Genomic DNA, 16,384 nt, shown 5'->3' with positions numbered 1-16,384 from the left:
GCGTTGAGGGGGAATGGTTATGGTCTCAGTTCCAGGTTCGTCGATGAACCTGCGCCACATCGAAGTCTTCCATGCGGTCTATCAGTCGGGGTCCGTCAGCGCCGCCTCCCGCGCGCTCAACGTCTCCCAGCCGTCGGTCAGCAAGGTCCTCAAACACGCCGAGAGCCGGATCGGCTTTCGACTGTTCCGCCTCGTGAAAGGGCGCCTCGTGCCTACGGACGAGGCGCACACCCTCTTCCGGGAGGTCGACGACATCTATGGCCGCATCGAATCGCTGCGCCAGACCACGCGCAACCTGCGCGCCGGCGGCGACGGGCACATCCGGCTGGCGGTTCTACCGTCCCTCGGATTGGGCGTCGCCCCGGCCGCCGTCGCTCGATTTCGTCAGCAAAGACCGAACGTTTCGTTCGATATTCACACCCTGCACAACGACGACATCCTGAAGGCCCTCTACGAGCGCAACAGCGATCTGGCCGTGGCCTACGACGCCCCGCGCCACCCGCGGCTGGCCGACGTCCGGATCGGTTCGGGCGAGCTGGTCATGCTCTATCGCAAGGACGAAATCCCGGACGCGCCAGAGCGTCTCGCCCTGGACGCGGCCCGCGGCCGCGACCTGATCAGCCTGGCCGGCAGCGGCCCCGTAGGCGCCCTGTTCGCCAGCGAGGTCGTGCAGGACGACCCCGGCCGCAGCGAGCGCATCTTCGTGCAAACCTACTACGTGGCCGCCGCCCTCGTGCGGCACGGCGCGGGCGTGGCCGTGGTGGACGAATTCACCGCGCGCGCCAGTCTCAGCCCGGAACTCGACTTCAGGCCGCTGACCCCCAAGGTGACCTTCGGCGTTCACTGTATCTACCTGGAAGACCGGCCGCCCTCGCGGCCCGCACGCGACTTCATCGGGATCCTCCAACAAACCCTCGCCGAACGGCACACATAACCGACGGCTATATCGCAGCCCCGTCTTTGACCTATCGCCGGGGCCGCCGGACGACATGATCCAGCCCGCCGGGCGCGCCCCGGCTGGTCTGGAGCTGTTGATGATCCCCTCCCCGTTTCTCCTTTATCTCGGCGACTCTCAGGACGAGCTCTCCGTGAAGACTTCGCGCGGTGTCGCCGTCTGGCGCCCGCAGGCCTGCGTCGGGGAATTCCGCGGTCCGAAGTGCAACCAGACACTGGGCCTGCCGCATCTGGGCTTCGAGGAAGCCAAGGCCAAGGGCGCCCGCACGGTGATCATCGGTGTCGCCAACGCCGGTGGGATCATGGGCCCGAGCATCGTCGCCGACGTCGTCGCCGCCCTGCGCGCCGGCCTGAATGTCGCCTCGGGTCTGCATGACCGCCTGCGCAATCACCCCGAAATCGTCGAAGCCGCTCAGGCCGGCGGGCTGGAACTGTTCGACGTGCGCGAGCCGCCGGCCGACATCCCGGTCGGCAACGGCCGGCCCCGGGCGGGCCTGCGGCTGCTGACTGTCGGCACCGACTGCTCGGTCGGCAAGATGTACACGACCCTCGCGCTCGAGAAGGAGATGCAGGCCCGCGGCCTGAAGGCCGATTTCCGGGCCACCGGTCAGACCGGCATCTTCATCGCGCAGTCCGGCGTGCCGATCGACGCTGTGGTCGCCGACTTCATCTCGGGCGCGGCCGAGCAGATCTCCCCCGCGCGTCACGATGGCGGCTGGGACCTCCTGGAAGGTCAGGGCTCGCTGTTTCACCCCTCCTACGCCGGGGTCTCGCTCGGTCTGCTGCACGGCGCCCAGGCCGACGCCCTGGTCATCTGCCACCAGCCGGGCCGCGAGAGCATGCGGGGCCTTCCCGGCCGCGCCCTGCCAGACCTCAAGACCTGCCTGGAGGCCAACCTCGCCGCCGCCCGCCTCACCAGCCCCGACGTGATCGCGGTCGGCGTGGCGCTCAACACCGCGGGCATGACGCCGGAAGCCGCCCACCGCGCCTGCTCCGAGGCCAGCGACCTCCTCGGCCTGCCCGCCCAGGATCCGGTCTCCATGGGCGTCAATCTCATCGTCGACAGGCTGATCGAATGCTTCGAACCCTCCAAGCTCGCCGCGAACACTGGCCGCTAGCCGCGCCGTTCCGCATCTCGCGCGGCGTGAAGACGGCGGCCGACGTGGTCGCCGTCGAGATCGGGCACGAGGGACAGGTCGGCCACGGCGAGGCCGTCCCCTACGGCCGCTACGGCGAAACCCTGGACAGCGTGCTGGCCCAGATTGACTCGGTGGCCGACGCGATCGGCGCTGGCATGACCCGGATCGAGCTGATGCGTGCCCTGCCGCCTGGCGCGGCGCGCAACGCCATCGACTGCGCGCTCTGGGACCTGGAAGCCAAGCTGTCCGGCCGCAGCGTGGCCGAGCTGCTGCACCAGCCCGAGCCGCAACCGGTGACCATCGCCCTGACGGTCAGCCTGGACACTCCCGACGCCATGGCCCGGGCCGCCGCGGCGATGAACGGGGCGCCGGTCATCAAGGTGAAGGTCGACGCGATCGAGCCGGAGGCCTGCCTGCGCGCCGTCCGCGCGGCGGCCCCCGACGCCCAGCTGATCGTCGATCCCAACGAGGGCTGGAGCTTCGCGCTGCTGCGCGACATCCAGCCCGTGCTGCAGGAGCTGAAGGTGGCGCTGGTCGAACAGCCGTTGCCGTCGGACGAGGATCATCAACTTGTGGGCTTCGATCCCGCCATCCCGATCTGCGCCGATGAATCGTGCCACGTCGCCGCCGATCTGGACGAACTGGCCGGCCGCTATCAGGTCGTGAACATCAAGCTGGACAAGACCGGCGGGCTGACCGAAGCCCTCGACCTGCTGGCCGCCGCGCGGTCCCGTGGATTCGGCGTGATGGTCGGCTGCATGGTTTCGAGCTCGCGGTCCATCGCGCCGGCCCTGCTGCTGGCGCACGATGCCGAGTTCGTCGATCTGGACGGCCCCCTGTGGCTCAAGGCCGACCATCCGGGCGGCGTGCGCCTGGAGGCCGGCAAGCTGGCGCCGGCGGCGCCGGGCTTCTGGGGGACGCCATGCCTGCAGGCTATGACCTCGCCAAGCGTCTGACGCTAGGCGAGGTCCGGCCGGGGGACGAGATTTGCCGACGGCGCCGTGGGCGCGGGTATTGGGGGAGAGGCTTGATGACCACGTCCAAGAATATCGCCGTCGCCGGCGCGAGCGCCCTGGCGCTATGCCTCGGCTCGGCTGGCCTCGCCCAGGCGGGCCAACAGGCCGACCTGCTCATCAAGGGCGGCACGGTCTATGACGGCGGCCAGGGCGCCGGCGTCACCGCCGATGTCGCCATCGCGGGCGGCAAGATCGTCTTCGTCGGCGACGCCGCCAAGGCCAAGATCAAGGCCGCCGCCACGATCGACGCCAAGGGCAAGGTCGTCGCCCCCGGCTTCATCGATCCCCACACCCACTATTTCGAGGACCTGTCGTCGGCGGACGCCGGCCTGCGCCGCAATCTGGCCGCCGCCATGCAGGGCGTGACGACCGTCTTCGTCGGCAGCGACGGCCGCGCCGCGCCGGAGGTGAAGGACGCCTTCGCCAAGCTCGAGCAGAACGGCGTCGGAACCAATGTGGCCACCTATGTCGGCTTCGGCACGCTGCGCCAGCGGGTGCTGGGCGATTCTGACCGCGCGCCCGACGCGACCGAGCTGGAGCAGATGAAGGGCATGGTCGCCAAGGCCATGTGCGAAGGCGCGCTCGGCCTCTCGACCGGCCTGTTCTATCCCCCGCAAAGCTACGCCAAAACCGAAGAGGTCATCGCGCTGGCCAAGGAAGCGGCCAAGCGCGGCGGAACCTACGACAGCCACATCCGCGATGAGTCGTCCTACACGATCGGCCTGAAGGGCGCTGTGCAGGAGGTGTTCGACATCGGCCGCGGCGCCGGCATCCCGGTCCACATCGGTCACATCAAGGCGCTGGGCGTCGACGTCCAGGGCCAGGCCGGCGAGATCATCAGGATGGTCGAGGCCGCCCAGGCCTCCGGCCTCAAGGTGACCGCCGACCAGTATCCGTGGGCGGCTTCCGGCACCGGCCTTTCGGCGGCGCTGCTGCCGCGCTGGGCGCAGGTCGACGGCGAGGCGGCGATGCTCAAGCGGCTCGCCGACCCGACGCTCGGCCCGAAGATCCGCGCCGAGATGGCCGAGAACATGCGCCGCCGCGGCGGTCCGGAGTCCCTGCTGCTCACCCGCACCGCGGTCGGCGAAGCCAAGGGCAAGACCCTGGCTCAGATCGCCACGGTCTGGAACGTCGATCCGATCGAGGCGGCGGTGCGCATCCTGCAGCGCGGCGACGCCGGCGTGGCCTCGTTCAACCAGAGCGAAGACGACATCAAGGCCTTCATGCGCCAGCCCTGGGTGATGACCTCGTCCGACGGCTCCGAGGGCCATCCGCGCAAGTACGCCAGCTTCGCCGAGAAGTACGCCAAGTACGTCAAGGCCGAGAAGACCGTCAGCATGAGCGACTTCGTGCACCGCAGCACCGGCCTGACCGCCGACACCTTCGGCCTGACCGGCCGCGGTTACCTGCGGCCCGGCTACCATGCCGACGTCGTGGTGCTGGACCCGGCGACCTACGCGCCCAAGGCCACCTACGTGCAGCCGGAACTGCTGTCCGTCGGCGCCGAGCAGGTGCTGGTGAACGGGAAGTTCGTGGTCCGTGACGGCCAGCCGACCGGCGCCCTGCCAGGCGCGGGCGTGCTGCACGCCCCGACGGCAGGTTCCTGCAACTGATCCTGCGGCTGCGCGGCGCACTAGCGCGACGCGCAGCCGCTACTATCGTCGGTCCTGGCGGCCGATGCGCTCGCACCCTGGGAACACTTGATGGCCACCGAGCAAGACGCCCGCCCTTCGGCTGACGAGGCCGCCCATCGGCGCACCCCCGGGGCGCTGCTGCGGCGCTACTGGTTCGGCGTCGTGCTGTGGAAGCGGATCCTGATCGCCCTGGTGCTGGGGACGATCGTCGGCCTGGCGCTCGGCGAGGCCGCGGCGCAGCTGAAGTGGATGGGCGACGTCTTCATCCGCCTGATCCGCATGGTCGTCGCGCCGCTGGTGTTCTTCTCGATCGTGTCCGGCATCGCCAGCATGGGCGATCCCAAGCGGCTCGGCGCCATCGGCTCCAAAACCCTGGGCCTCTACCTGACCCTGACGGTGATCGCGGTCAGCGTCGGCATGATCATGGGCGTGATCTTCCAGCCCGGCGTCGGCATGGATTTCGCCGGCGCTGCGCCCGCCCAGGTCGCCAAGGCGCCGCCGAGCCTCGGCGAGCACCTGATCAGCATCATCCCGACCAACCCGATCGCCGCCCTGGCCGAGGGCGCGGTGCAGTCGGTGATCTTCTTCGGGATCCTCGTCGGCCTCGCCATCCTGACCATTGCGCCCCGCGCCGAGCCGGTCGGCCGTCTGTTCCAGATGGGCGCCGACATCATGCTGCAGATCGTGCGCTTCGTGATGGAGGTCGCCCCCTTCGGCGTGTTCGCCCTGGTCGCCTGGGTGATGGGCACGGCCGGCCCCAGCGCCTTCGTCCACGTGTTGAAACTGGCCGCCGCCCTGGTGCTGGGCTGCGCCTTCCAGACCCTGATCATCCACGGCGGCCTGGTGCGCCTGGTCGCCCGCCTGCCGGTGCTGCCGTTCTTCCGCGACATCACCGACGTCGTCGCCATCGCCTTCTCCACCTCGTCCAGCGCCGCCACCCTGCCCGTCGCCATGCGGGTCGCCGAGAAGAACCTCGGCGTCAGCCACGCGGTGACCTCGACCGCCATGCCGCTGGGCGTGACGCTCAGCATGGACGGCACGGCTCTCTATGTGGCGCTGCTAGCCGTGCTGTCGGCCCAGGCGTTCGGCGTCGACCTGCACTTTTCGCAGTACGTGATGCTGGCGCTCGCCACCACGGTCGTGGCGCTCGGCACCGCCCCGGTGCCCTCGGCCTCGCTGTTCATGCTGGCCGCGGTCCTGCAGGTCATCGGCCTCGGCGCCGAACAGACCGCCCTGGTCGTCGGCTTCATCCTCCCCTTCGACCGGCTCCTGGACATGACCCGCACGATCACCAGCGCCACCAGCGACCTTTCCACCGCGGTCACGGTCGCCAAGTGGGAGGGCGAGCTCGATCGCGAGCTCTACCTGCGCAAGCCGACGGAGTAGGGGATTTTCCCCAGTAAGCTCTAGGGAAACGCCCGACAGCCAAGCGGCGATGGAACGCCCAGTCTCCTGACGCAGGATCAGGAGACGCCGATGCGGTGGTTCGGGGTATGCGCAGCTCTTCTGCTGGCCGGCGGCAGCCCGCTTGCAGCGCAGGCGCAGGACGATTGGCGGGTCGCGGTCACGCCCTACATCTGGGTCGCCTTCCCGCAAGGCGACGTCACCGCGATCGCTCAGCGAGGCGGCGGCGGCGGCGGGGGTAGACCGGACGACGACGTCAGCGCCAACTTCGACGACGTCGGCCTGTCTGGGGCCTTCACCGGTTCGGTGGATGTCGGCTATGGCCGCTTCGGGGTGCTGGCGGATCTCACCTATTACGAGATCACCGCCGACAAGGACATCGCGCTCGGCCGCCTGCCCGACGTCGAGGGCAAGCTGGAGATCGCCGGCACCAAGGGCCTGATCGTCGGCTACTGGCGGGCCTATGAAACCGAGAGCTCGCAGGTCGACCTGCTCGGCGGCGCGCACTATCTCGGCATCGACACCGACGTTTCGGCCCGCACGCTGACCCGCTCGGTCTCTTACAGCGCCGAGGAGGACCTTTGGGACCCGGTGATCGGGGTGCGCGGCAAGACCCGCTTCGGCGAGCACTTCGGCCTCACGGGCCTGGCGACGTACGGCGGCTTCGGGGTCTCGTCCGACCACCTCTACGAGCTGCAGGGCTATCTCACCTACCGCTTCAACGACCTGATCACCGCCGAAGCCGGATACCGCTACTACTCGACCAAGTGGGACGGCGACCGCCTGATCTACGACGCCTCGTTCAGCGGCCCCCTCGTCGGCCTGACCTTCAACTTCTAAGGCCGGCCGCGATCACCAGAACCGGCGCGGCGTCGAAGGCTGGCCGGCGTCCTGGGCGGGCTGCGCCTGCTCGGCCGAGGGCGCCTGGGACGGCGCCGCATCGCGGCCGTTCACCGAGTTCATGCCGGTGGCGACGACCGACACCCGCAGCCGGCCCTCCAGCGAAGGATCGAAGGCCGCGCCGAAGATGATGTTGCCGTCCGGATCGACCTGGTCGGAGATGACGTTCGCCGCCTCGTCGACCTCCAGCAGGGTCATGTCGGTCCCGCCGGTGACATTGATCAGCACCGCCTTGGCGCCGGCCAGCGAGGTCTCGTCGAGCAGCGGGTTCTGAATGGCGTTCTGCGCGGCGACCGCCGCGCGGTCCGCGCCCGTCGCCTCGCCGGTGCCCATCATGGCGTTGCCCATGCCGCCCATAACGCTCAGCACGTCGGCGAAGTCGAGGTTGATCAGACCGGGCAACACCATGAGGTCGGTGATCGAGCGCACGCCCGAATGCAGCACCTGGTCGGCCATCCCGAACGCGTCGGCGAAAGTCGTCTGTTCGGTGGCGACCCGGAACAGGTTCTGGTTCGGAACGATGATCGAGGTGTCGACGTACTGCTGCAGCTCCTGCAGGCCGGCCTCGGCCAGGCGCATGCGGTGACGCCCCTCGAACCGGAACGGCTTGGAGACGACGCCCACGGTCAGGATGCCGCGCTCACGGGCGCAGCGCGCCACGAACGGCGCGGCGCCAGTGCCGGTGCCGCCGCCCATGCCGGCAGTGATGAACACCATGTCCGCGCCGTCCAGATAGCGGATGATGTCCTCGGCCGACTCCTCGGCGGCGCTGAGACCGGCGTTGGGATTAGCCCCGGCCCCTAGCCCTTGCGTGACCCGCACGCCGAGCTGGATGCGCTGGCTGGCCAGGGACAGCGACAGCTGCTGGGCGTCAGTGTTGGCGACGACGAAGTCGACGCCTTCCAGCCCCTGTTCGATCATGTTGTTGACGGCGTTCACACCGGCGCCGCCGACACCGAACACCACGATCCGGGGCTTCAATTGGGCGGCCGCCGGGCGCGTTCCGTTCGGGGCTGACACTGACATGCTCGCAAAACTCCTCGTCCGTCCCTGCCGCGACCGCCGGCGATTCCACAACCAAGGCGGACCAGTTCCACAGGAATGTGGTGCAATCCGGACTCACCCCCGGGGCACGGGCCAACGAATTGGCCCATTGCGTCACAAACAGCAAGCGTGGGCGTAGCGCGGCGCTTTACGCCGCAGCCTGAAGGTTCCGGCGCGGCGTGGCGATCACCCCGCGGGCGCTGGAGCGCATGAACGCCACCAGCCGGCGGACGTGCTCGTCGTCGGCGACGGCCTCCACCGCCGCCAGGCGTTCAGCCAGCGCGCCGTCGCCATGGAAGATCGCACGGAAGGCGCGCTTCAGAACCGCCGCGTCCCCCGCCCCGATCCCCGCGCGCCGCAGCCCCACGGCGTTAAGTGACACGAGCCGCGCGCGGTCGCCCTGGACCAGGCAGTACGGGGCTACGTCTTGGGTGACGATCGCCCCCCCGGCCACAAAGGCCAGTTCGCCGATCCGCACGTGCTGGTGAACCGCGCAGAGGCCGCTGAGCTGAGCGCGGTCGCCGATTTGGACGTGACCGCCCAGGGTCGCCCCATTGGCCATCACCACCTCGTCGCCGATCACGCAGTCATGAGCGACGTGCGCGGTCGCCATGAACAGGCCCCCGCTGCCGATGCGGGTCGTCGCCTCGCCGCCGGAGTGCACGGTCACGAACTCGCGAAACACATTGCCCGCGCCGATCCGAAGACGGCCGACGTCGCCTGCCCGGCCGGTGATCTGCGGACTGGCCCCGATCGAACAGGAGGCCAGGAACCGATTGTCGGCGCCGATCTCGGTTTCGCCGTCGAGCACCGCATGGGGCCCGACGACATTGCCCGGCCCCAGCCGCACGCCCGGCCCGATCACTGCATAGGGGCCGATTTCGCAACTGGGGTCGATCTGCGCGCCGGGCGCGACAACGGCTGTCGGATGGATGCTCACCATGCGAAGACACCTGGACCCGTCGATGGTCGCCGCCAACTCAACTTCGGTGTCCGATTGCGACGGGCTACAGATGCCGCAACAGATTCGCCTGGACCTCCGCCTTGCCTTCAGCCGTCTACGGAAACCCGCCGCCCGACGTCATCGAGACGCCCAAGGGGGCCGTGCAGCTGTCGCCGCTGATCCCCGGCTCGGCTGACATCGCCAAGCTGGCCGACGCCAGCCAGGACGAGATCGCCTTGCTCGTCCCCGGCGGCGCCATTGAGGCGCGCTATCTGCTGGCCCAGGCGCTGCGGGTCCTACGTCCAGGCGGCGCGCTGACCGCCGCCGCGCCCAAGGATCGCGGCGGCCTCCGCCTGAAGAAGACTCTGGCCAGCCTGGGCTGCGAGGTCATCGAAACCTCACGCCGCCATCACCGCATCTGCCAGGTTGAACGGCCGGCCGGATCCCTGGCTCTCGCCGCCGCCCTGGAAGACGGCGCGCCCCGCATCCTGCCGAGCGGGCTCTGGTCGCAGCCGGGGGTGTTCAGCTGGGATCGGCTGGACCCGGGCAGCGAGCTCCTCCTCGCCCACCTTCCCGCGCTCAGCGGGACGGGCGCGGATTTCGGCTGCGGCGTCGGCTGGCTGTCGCGCGCGGTGCTTTCCTCGCCCGCGGTCACCGCCCTGACCCTGATCGACCTCGATCGCCGCGCGGTCGAATGCGCCGAGCATAATGTCGTCGACCCGCGCGCGACGTTCGCCTGGGCCGACGTCCGGACGGCCGCCAAGGACCTCTCCAACCTGGACTTCGTGGTCATGAACCCGCCGTTCCACGACGGCGGCCAGGAAGACCGGCGGCTGGGTCAGGCCTTCATCCGCGCCGCCGCCGACGCCCTGCGGACCGGCGGCCGGCTCTGGCTGACCGCCAACCGTCACCTGCCCTACGAAGCGGTGCTGGCCGAGGCGTTCAAGGCCGTGACGCCGGTCGCCGACGGCGGCGGCTACAAGGTCTACGAGGCTCGCAAATGAGCAAGACGCCGACCATGCGGCTCGATCGGCTGCTGTCCAACCTCGGCTATGGCAGCCGCAAGGAAATGCACGGCCTGGTCGCCGCGGGCCAGGTGGTGCTGGACGGCCTGGCCCTGACCGACGCGGGCGCGCGGATCGCCATCGGCGCGGACCTGCCGGATCGCATGCGGATCATGGGCAAGCCCGTCGACCCGCCGCCGCCGATGGTGGTGATGATGCACAAGCCGCTGGGCGTCGTCTGCTCGCACAAGGAATACGGCGACCGGGTCTACGACCTGCTGCCGCCGCGTTGGCGGGTGCGCGATCCGGCGCTGTCGACCGTCGGGCGGCTGGATAAGGAAACGTCCGGCCTGCTGCTGATCACCGACAACGGCGACTTCCTGCATCGGGTGATTTCGCCGCGCCGCCACGTGCAGAAAAGCTATGTCGCCGATCTCGACCGCCCGCTGGAAGGCCACGAGGGCGAGGTCTTCGCCGCCGGGACGCTGATGCTCGAGGGCGAGGAGAAGCCGCTGCTGCCGGCCGTGCTGGAACCGCTGGGGGAGCGCCGGGCGCGGCTGCTGATCGAGGAAGGCCGCTACCATCAGGTCCGCCGGATGTTCGCGGCCGTCGGCAACCACGTGACGGCGCTGCACCGCGACCGCATCGGCGGCCTCGTCCTGCCGGATGACCTGGCGGCGGGCGAGTATCGGGTGCTTCCGGCCGCCGTCGCCGAGACGGTGTTCGCCGGCTGACCATAGCCTGAGGGGAGTGAGCCGATGGCCACGGCCGATGACGCGTTCGAACAACTGATGCGATTGGCCGGCCGCCCCCGGCCCGATTTCGTCCGCATCGACGACGAACCGCCCGCTATGGCCACCCGCTTCCAGGCCGAGGCCGGGGCCGCCGCCGCGCTGGCCGCGGTGGGTACCCTCGCCGCCGACCTCTGGACGCTGCGGACCGGTCAGACCCAGCAGGTGAGCGTCTCCCCCCGCGAGGCCGGAGCGGCGCTGGTCAGCTTCGCTCTGCAGGTCTTCGAAGATCCCGACCGCGCACCGCCGCAACGGCCTGAGGACGCCGGCGGCGGCGGACGCGGCACCCCGGCCATGGGGTTCTTCCCGACCAAGGACGGGCGCCACGTCTTTCTGCATCCGAGCTTCCCGGACAGCGCCGCCAAGCTGCACCGGCTGATGGGCTCCCCAGCCGACACCGCGGCGGTCGCCGCCGAGGCGCTGAAATGGTCGGCGCTAGACTTGGAGAACGCCATTGCAGAGGCCGGCGTCTGCGGCGCCATGGTCCGCACCGCGCAGGAATGGGACGCCTCCGAACAGGGCCGCATCCTCGCCGCCCGGCCGACCGTCGAGATCATCAAGATCGCCGAAGGTCCGCCCATGCCCCTGCCCGACCGCGGCGAGGCTCCGCTCTCGGGGGTTCGCGTCCTGGACCTGACCCGGGTGCTGGCCGGGCCCACCTGCGGCAAGACCCTGGCCCAGCACGGAGCGGACGTCCTCTATGTCGCCTCGCCGACTCTGCCGGCCACTGAGTTCTTCATCAGCGACGTGGGGCACGGCAAGCTCGCGACTTGGCTCGATCTGAAGGACCCCGGCCAGTTGGCGCGGCTGAAGGAACTGATCGCGCAGGCGGACGTCTTCAGCCAGGGCTACCGCGGAGGCGCCCTGGAGCGGCTGGGTCTCGGCCCCCTCGATCTCGCCAAGTTGCGGCCGGGGATCGTCTACACCTCGATCAACGCCTATGGGCATGAAGGCCCCTGGGCGAACAGGCCGGGTTGGGAGCAGCTCGCCCAGACCGTGACCGGCATGGCCGATATTCACGGCGGCGACGCCGGGCCGAAACTGCAGCCGGGCGCCGTCGCCGACTACACCACGGGCTTTCTCGCCGCCTTCGGTACGCTGGCGGCGCTGGAGCGGCGCGCTCGCTACGGCGGCAGCTATCTGGTGCGGGTGTCGCTGGTCCAGACCGCGACCTGGCTGCGCGGCCTCGGCATCAAGCCGGTCGACGACCTCGCCAAGGTGCAGCCCGCCGGCCCGGCCGAGATCGATGCCTGGCGCATCACCTCGCCGTCGGGCTTCGGCCCCGTTCGCCACCTGCGCCCGCCGGTGCAAATGTCGGCGACGCCGGCGCGCTGGGCCCGTCCGACGACGCCGCTGGGCGCGGCGCCGGCCGAGTGGCCCCTCTAGAACGTTTTCCGCCGAAGCGTTTGCCGGTCGGCGAAGAAGAGTCCTGAGCAAATTCCGATCCGATCGGATCGGAATTTGCTCTAGGGGACGTCGTCGATCACCGACAGCGGCGGGGCGATCTCCTCCAGTGGCTTGCGCTCGGCGGCGACGCCCAGGAACAGCTCGACGACCGCCGCGCTCAGCATCAGTCCGCCGCCCAGCAGATAGCCCCAGAAGATCTGGCTGCGCTCGCCGCTGTCGATCAGGGCGCCGAACAGGGCCGGTCCGCCGACCCCGCCCAGCAACGTTCCGAAGGCGTAGAACAGCGAGATGGTCACCGCCCGCGTCTCCAGGGGAAAGCTCTCCCCGACGGTCAGATAGGCCGCGCTCGCTCCCGCCGAGGCGAAGAAGAAAATCACCGTCCACGCCGCCGTCTGGGTCGTGGCGGTCAGCAGCCCGGCCGAGAACATCCATCCCGTCGCGCATAGCAGCGCGCCGGCCAGGCCGTAGGTCAGCGCGATCATCGGCTTGCGCCCGACGCTGTCGAAGAAGTGCCCGAGCAGCAGCGGCCCCAGGAAATTGCCCGCCGCGAACGGCAGGATGAACCAGCCGATCGAGGCGGCCGGAACCTCGTAGAACTTGGTCAGGATCAGGGCGTAGGTGAAGAAGATCGCGTTGTAGCAGAAGGCCTGGGTCGCCATCAGCACCAGGCCCAGCACCGTGCGCTTGGGGTGGCGGACCACCAGCGAGCGCGCGATGTCGAACCACGAGGTCCGCATCGGCCGCAGGCGCAGGGTCGGCAGGTCGTTCGTGTGACCAAGGGGGCGGCCCGTATCGCGTTCGACCCGCGCCTCGATCGCCTCGATGACCGCCAGGGCCTCCTCGGGATGGCCATGGGTCATCAGCCAGCGCGGACTTTCCGGGATGTAGCGGCGCACCCAGATGACGATCAGCGCCAGAAGCCCGCCGATGATGAAGGCCAGCCGCCAGCCCCAGGCCTGGTCGATCAGGTTCGGGTCCAGCACGATCAGCGAGCCCATCGCGCCCAGTGCTGCGCCGAGCCAGAAACTGCCGTTGATCGCCAGGTCGGTATAGCCGCGTCGGCGCGCCGGGATCAGCTCCTGGATCGCCGAGTTCACCGCCCCGTACTCGCCGCCGATGCCGGCGCCGGTCAGGAACCGGAACAGCATGAACGACCAGAAGTCCCAGGCGAAGCCGGTGGCGATCGTCGCGACCAGGTAGACCGCCACGGTAATCGTGAACAGTCGCCGCCGCCCGAAAGTGTCGGTCAACCTCCCGAACACCAAGGCGCCCAGCACCGCGCCCAGGATGTAGGCGCTGCCCGACAGGCCGATCTGGGTGGTGCTGAGGCCAAGCCCCTCCGAGATCGCCGGCGACAGCGATCCGACCAGAGTCACCTCCAGTCCGTCGAGTATCCAGGTGATCCCCAGGGCCGCCACCACCAGCCAGTGGAAGCGGCTCCAGGGCAATCGATCGAGCCGCGCCGGCACGTTGGTCGTGAAGCTGTCAGTCATACGCCCCTCCCCCCGTCTTTCGCGTAAGTGAGCGACAACGCGACGGCGCCGCTTGGGTTCACGCCGTTCTGGCTGTATGGCCGCACAAGATGTTTACCGACGAAATCACCGTAGACGCCCGCGGCCACCGCTGCCCGGTGCCGACCCTGCGCCTGCGGCGCGCGCTGGAAGACGCCCAGCCGGGCGTGAAGGTGCGGCTGCTCGCCGATGATCCGCTCGCCCGGATCGACGTGCCGCACTTCGCCAACGGCGCCGGTTTCGTCGTCGTCGAGACCGGCGAGCGCGACGGCGTGCTCAGTTTTCTGGTGGCGAGGGCGGGGCCAGCCTAATCGTCAGGCAGGAGACGACGCTCGCGTTCGCGCAGGACCATCTCGATCTCGGTGGCGAAGGCGCCCCCGAAGAACACCGCGTTCACGCTCCACGACAGCCAGATCAGGAAGACCACGACCGCGGCGACCGAGCCGTAGGTCGCGCCCAGATGCGCCACCTGTTCGACATAGAAGGCGCTCGCCCAGGACACCAACAGGCAGAGGATCGCCGCCGAACCCCCGCCGAGGATGGACGGCAGCCAGGCCACCGGCCGGCTGGACATCGCATACCGGTAGATCAGCGTCATCGCGAAGGTCAGGCCGAAGCTCGCCCAGGTCCATTCGCTGTATAGCCACGAGACGCCCGCCAGCGGCTTGATCCCGAACGCCGCAGCGACGAACCGGAAATAGAAGAAGATGGCCGAGAAGAAGGCCAGCATCGCAAAGGCGGCGATGAGCACGGCCAAGGCCAGCAGATTGAACTGCAGGAAGCTGCGCGGCGCCTCTTCGTCGTGAATGAACGACAGCCCCGCCAACAGCGCCTTGAAGCCGCGGTGCGCGGCATAGCCGCCGACCACCAGCGCCACCCCGCTCTGCGCCGACACCGAATGGAACGGCGTCTGCGCCAGCCGCTCCAGCTCGGCCTGGAAGATCGCCTGCGCCCCCGACGGCATCAACCGGGCCAGGGCCTCGGCCTGGTGCGCCACCTCGTTCGGGTCGGCCAGCAGGCTGTAGAGCCCGATGCCGATCGCCAGCGCCGGAAACACGGCCAGCATGATGAAGAACGACACCCCGCCGGTGTAGAGCATGACGTCCCGCCCCCAGAGCCGGCCCAGCGCGCGCCCCGAAATCAGGACGGCCAGGCGCAGCCAGTGAGAAGGATCCCAGTCCCACTCCCGTACACGCTGGATTCGTTGCCTAAGCGACATGGCGCGGAAGGTGCTGAAGCTCGCCTGCCCGCGCAAGCGATGATCTTCGGCGAACGGCGCGCCGGCCCTTGCTGGGGGGCCGACGCGCCGCCGATGGGCGTGTCATGCCATCGGGCCGGCCGCCGTATCGAGGGACGGGAGTGACGACGACCGACCGTGGCCAAGGATGGCGCCCGGCGGCTGAACCCGCGCTGAACGCGGTTCGTAGAACCTGTTCAGCTCCCGCGCGTTCGTCACCCAACCTTCACATAACCGTCAAACAACAATGTTAGCGCCTCTGCCGTACCCGAGCGGAGCCAGATCATGAAGACTTTCGCCTATCTCGCCGTCGCCGCCGTCGCGCTCAGCGCCTGCGGTCAGCAAGCCCCCAAGGGCGGAGCCGAAAAGGCCGCGGGCCCCAGCGCCAGCGGCCGCGATCAAGTGTGGGCCGCCGGTTCGTCGACCGTCTTCCCGTTCGCGACCCGCGTCGCCGAGAACGTCGCCAAGACCACGGGCGGCCGCGCGGCCAAGGTGGAAAGCCTCGGCACCGGCGGCGGCTTCAAGCTGTTCTGCAGCGGAACGGGCGCGGGCTTCCCCGACATCGCCAACGCCTCGCGGGCGATCAAGAAGTCGGAATTCGAGCAGTGCGCCGCCAACGGCGTCACCGACATCGTCGAGATCAAGATCGGCTATGACGGCATCGTGATCGCCAACGCCAAGAACGGCCCGACCTACAACTTCAAGATCGACCAGGTCTATCGCGGCCTGGCCGCCGAGCTGCCGCAGGGCGCGGGCTTCGCCAAGAACGCCGCCAAGTCCTGGAAGGACGTCGATGCCAGCCTGCCGGCCCAGGCGATCCTGGTCTACGGCCCGCCGCCGACCTCCGGCACCCGCGACGCCTTCGTCGAGCTCGGCCTGGAAAAGGGCGCCCGCAAGCTCCCGGCTCTGGAAGCCCTGCGCGAGAAGGACGAAGACGCCTTCAAGGCCAAGGCCCACACCATCCGCTCCGACGGCGCCTGGGTCGACGCCGGCGAGAACGACAACGCCATCGTCCAGACCCTGACCAAGACCCCGAACGCCCTCGGCGTCTTCGGCTACTCGTTCCTCGAGAACAACATGGACACCGTGAAGGCCGCCACCGTCGACGGCGTCGCCCCGACCTTCGAGACCATCTCGAACGGGACCTATCCGGTGTCGCGCTCGCTCTACATCTACGTGAAGAAGGCCAATGTCGGCGTCATCCCGGGCCTGCGCGAGTACGTCAACGCCTTCGTCTCGGATGCGGCGACCGGCAAGGGCGGCTACCTGCAGCAGCGCGGCCTGATCCCGCTGGCGGCCGAAGAGCACGCCGCCCAGAAGGCCTCGGCGACCGAGCTGAAGACCATCAGCGCGCCCGAGAAGTAAGCTTCGCCCTCAAGGCGACGGAGAAGGCCCCGAAG

14 protein-coding genes and 1 pseudogene are annotated in these 16,384 nt (G+C 69.4%); 11 read left to right on the top strand and 4 right to left on the bottom strand.

Annotated elements, in window-relative coordinates:
* Positions 1 to 19: 19 nt before the first annotated feature.
* The 6 genes from OUA97_RS02685 to OUA97_RS02660 all read left to right on the top strand — a co-directional run bounded on the left by OUA97_RS02685 (position 20) and on the right by OUA97_RS02660 (position 6,987).
* A complete protein-coding gene (locus OUA97_RS02685) occupies positions 20 to 934 on the top strand; it encodes a LysR family transcriptional regulator (protein ID WP_267230230.1) in 915 nt (304 codons plus the stop codon).
* Between the two features lie 100 nt (positions 935 to 1,034).
* A complete protein-coding gene (gene dgcN, locus OUA97_RS02680) occupies positions 1,035 to 2,072 on the top strand; it encodes an N-acetyltransferase DgcN (protein WP_267230229.1) in 1,038 nt (345 codons plus the stop codon).
* Positions 2,030 to 3,049: an N-acetyl-D-Glu racemase DgcA gene (dgcA, locus tag OUA97_RS02675; protein ID WP_267230228.1), complete on the top strand. Its 1,020-nt coding sequence runs from the start codon at positions 2,030 to 2,032 to the stop codon at positions 3,047 to 3,049. Before dgcN ends, dgcA begins: the two co-directional genes overlap by 43 nt.
* 74 nt (positions 3,050 to 3,123) lie before the next feature.
* Positions 3,124 to 4,722: an N-acyl-D-amino-acid deacylase family protein gene (locus OUA97_RS02670; protein ID WP_267230226.1), complete on the top strand. Its 1,599-nt coding sequence runs from the start codon at positions 3,124 to 3,126 to the stop codon at positions 4,720 to 4,722.
* Positions 4,723 to 4,812: 90 nt separating this feature from the next.
* Positions 4,813 to 6,129, top strand: coding sequence for a dicarboxylate/amino acid:cation symporter (locus OUA97_RS02665; protein WP_267230225.1), 1,317 nt, complete (start codon positions 4,813 to 4,815; stop codon positions 6,127 to 6,129).
* Between the two features lie 90 nt (positions 6,130 to 6,219).
* Positions 6,220 to 6,987 (top strand): hypothetical protein, encoded by a 768-nt coding sequence (locus tag OUA97_RS02660; RefSeq protein WP_267230224.1) that lies wholly within the window; start codon positions 6,220 to 6,222, stop codon positions 6,985 to 6,987.
* 27 nt (positions 6,988 to 7,014) lie between these two features.
* On the opposite strand, the pseudogene ftsZ reads toward OUA97_RS02660, so the two are convergent.
* Both ftsZ and lpxA read right to left on the bottom strand, forming a co-directional pair.
* Positions 7,015 to 8,073, bottom strand: a pseudogene (gene ftsZ / locus OUA97_RS02655) (cell division protein FtsZ); the annotation flags it as partial.
* A gap of 166 nt (positions 8,074 to 8,239) precedes the next feature.
* Entirely contained in the window at positions 8,240 to 9,034 is a 795-nt protein-coding gene (gene lpxA / locus OUA97_RS02650; RefSeq protein WP_267230223.1) for an acyl-ACP--UDP-N-acetylglucosamine O-acyltransferase, read from the bottom strand.
* Between the two features lie 101 nt (positions 9,035 to 9,135).
* Between lpxA and OUA97_RS02645 the strand changes: the two genes are divergently transcribed.
* The 3 genes from OUA97_RS02645 to OUA97_RS02635 are packed head-to-tail and all read left to right on the top strand — an operon-like array spanning position 9,136 to position 12,215.
* Positions 9,136 to 10,038, top strand: coding sequence for a class I SAM-dependent methyltransferase (locus OUA97_RS02645; RefSeq protein WP_267230222.1), 903 nt, complete (start codon positions 9,136 to 9,138; stop codon positions 10,036 to 10,038).
* Complete coding sequence (locus tag OUA97_RS02640) at positions 10,035 to 10,772, top strand: 16S rRNA pseudouridine(516) synthase (protein WP_267230221.1); 738 nt, start codon at positions 10,035 to 10,037, stop codon at positions 10,770 to 10,772. Before OUA97_RS02645 ends, OUA97_RS02640 begins: the two co-directional genes overlap by 4 nt.
* Before the next feature lie 24 nt (positions 10,773 to 10,796).
* Positions 10,797 to 12,215, top strand: coding sequence for a CoA transferase (locus tag OUA97_RS02635; protein ID WP_267230220.1), 1,419 nt, complete (start codon positions 10,797 to 10,799; stop codon positions 12,213 to 12,215).
* A gap of 80 nt (positions 12,216 to 12,295) precedes the next feature.
* Here OUA97_RS02635 and OUA97_RS02630 read toward each other — a convergent pair whose 3' ends face one another.
* Positions 12,296 to 13,729 (bottom strand): MFS transporter, encoded by a 1,434-nt coding sequence (locus OUA97_RS02630; protein ID WP_267230219.1) that lies wholly within the window; start codon positions 13,727 to 13,729, stop codon positions 12,296 to 12,298.
* A gap of 89 nt (positions 13,730 to 13,818) precedes the next feature.
* Between OUA97_RS02630 and OUA97_RS02625 the strand changes: the two genes are divergently transcribed.
* Positions 13,819 to 14,058: a sulfurtransferase TusA family protein gene (locus tag OUA97_RS02625; RefSeq protein ID WP_267230218.1), complete on the top strand. Its 240-nt coding sequence runs from the start codon at positions 13,819 to 13,821 to the stop codon at positions 14,056 to 14,058.
* Here OUA97_RS02625 and OUA97_RS02620 read toward each other — a convergent pair.
* Positions 14,055 to 15,002 carry a YihY/virulence factor BrkB family protein gene (locus OUA97_RS02620; protein ID WP_323690512.1) on the bottom strand — a complete coding sequence of 316 codons (948 nt, stop codon included), beginning with the start codon at positions 15,000 to 15,002 and terminating at the stop codon, positions 14,055 to 14,057. The two genes, OUA97_RS02625 and OUA97_RS02620, sit on opposite strands and share 4 nt — an antisense overlap.
* A 267-nt stretch (positions 15,003 to 15,269) precedes the next feature.
* Between OUA97_RS02620 and OUA97_RS02615 the strand changes: the two genes are divergently transcribed.
* Positions 15,270 to 16,349, top strand: a complete 1,080-nt coding sequence (locus OUA97_RS02615) for a substrate-binding domain-containing protein (protein ID WP_416362405.1) — start codon at positions 15,270 to 15,272, stop codon at positions 16,347 to 16,349.
* The last annotated feature ends 35 nt before the right edge of the window (positions 16,350 to 16,384 follow it).

Origin of the sequence: Phenylobacterium sp. 58.2.17 (assembly GCF_026411515.1) — a bacterium.
Classification (GTDB): domain Bacteria; phylum Pseudomonadota; class Alphaproteobacteria; order Caulobacterales; family Caulobacteraceae; genus Phenylobacterium.
Note: the sequence above shows the minus strand (reverse complement) of the source record. Positions and strands in the feature narration are given on the sequence as shown.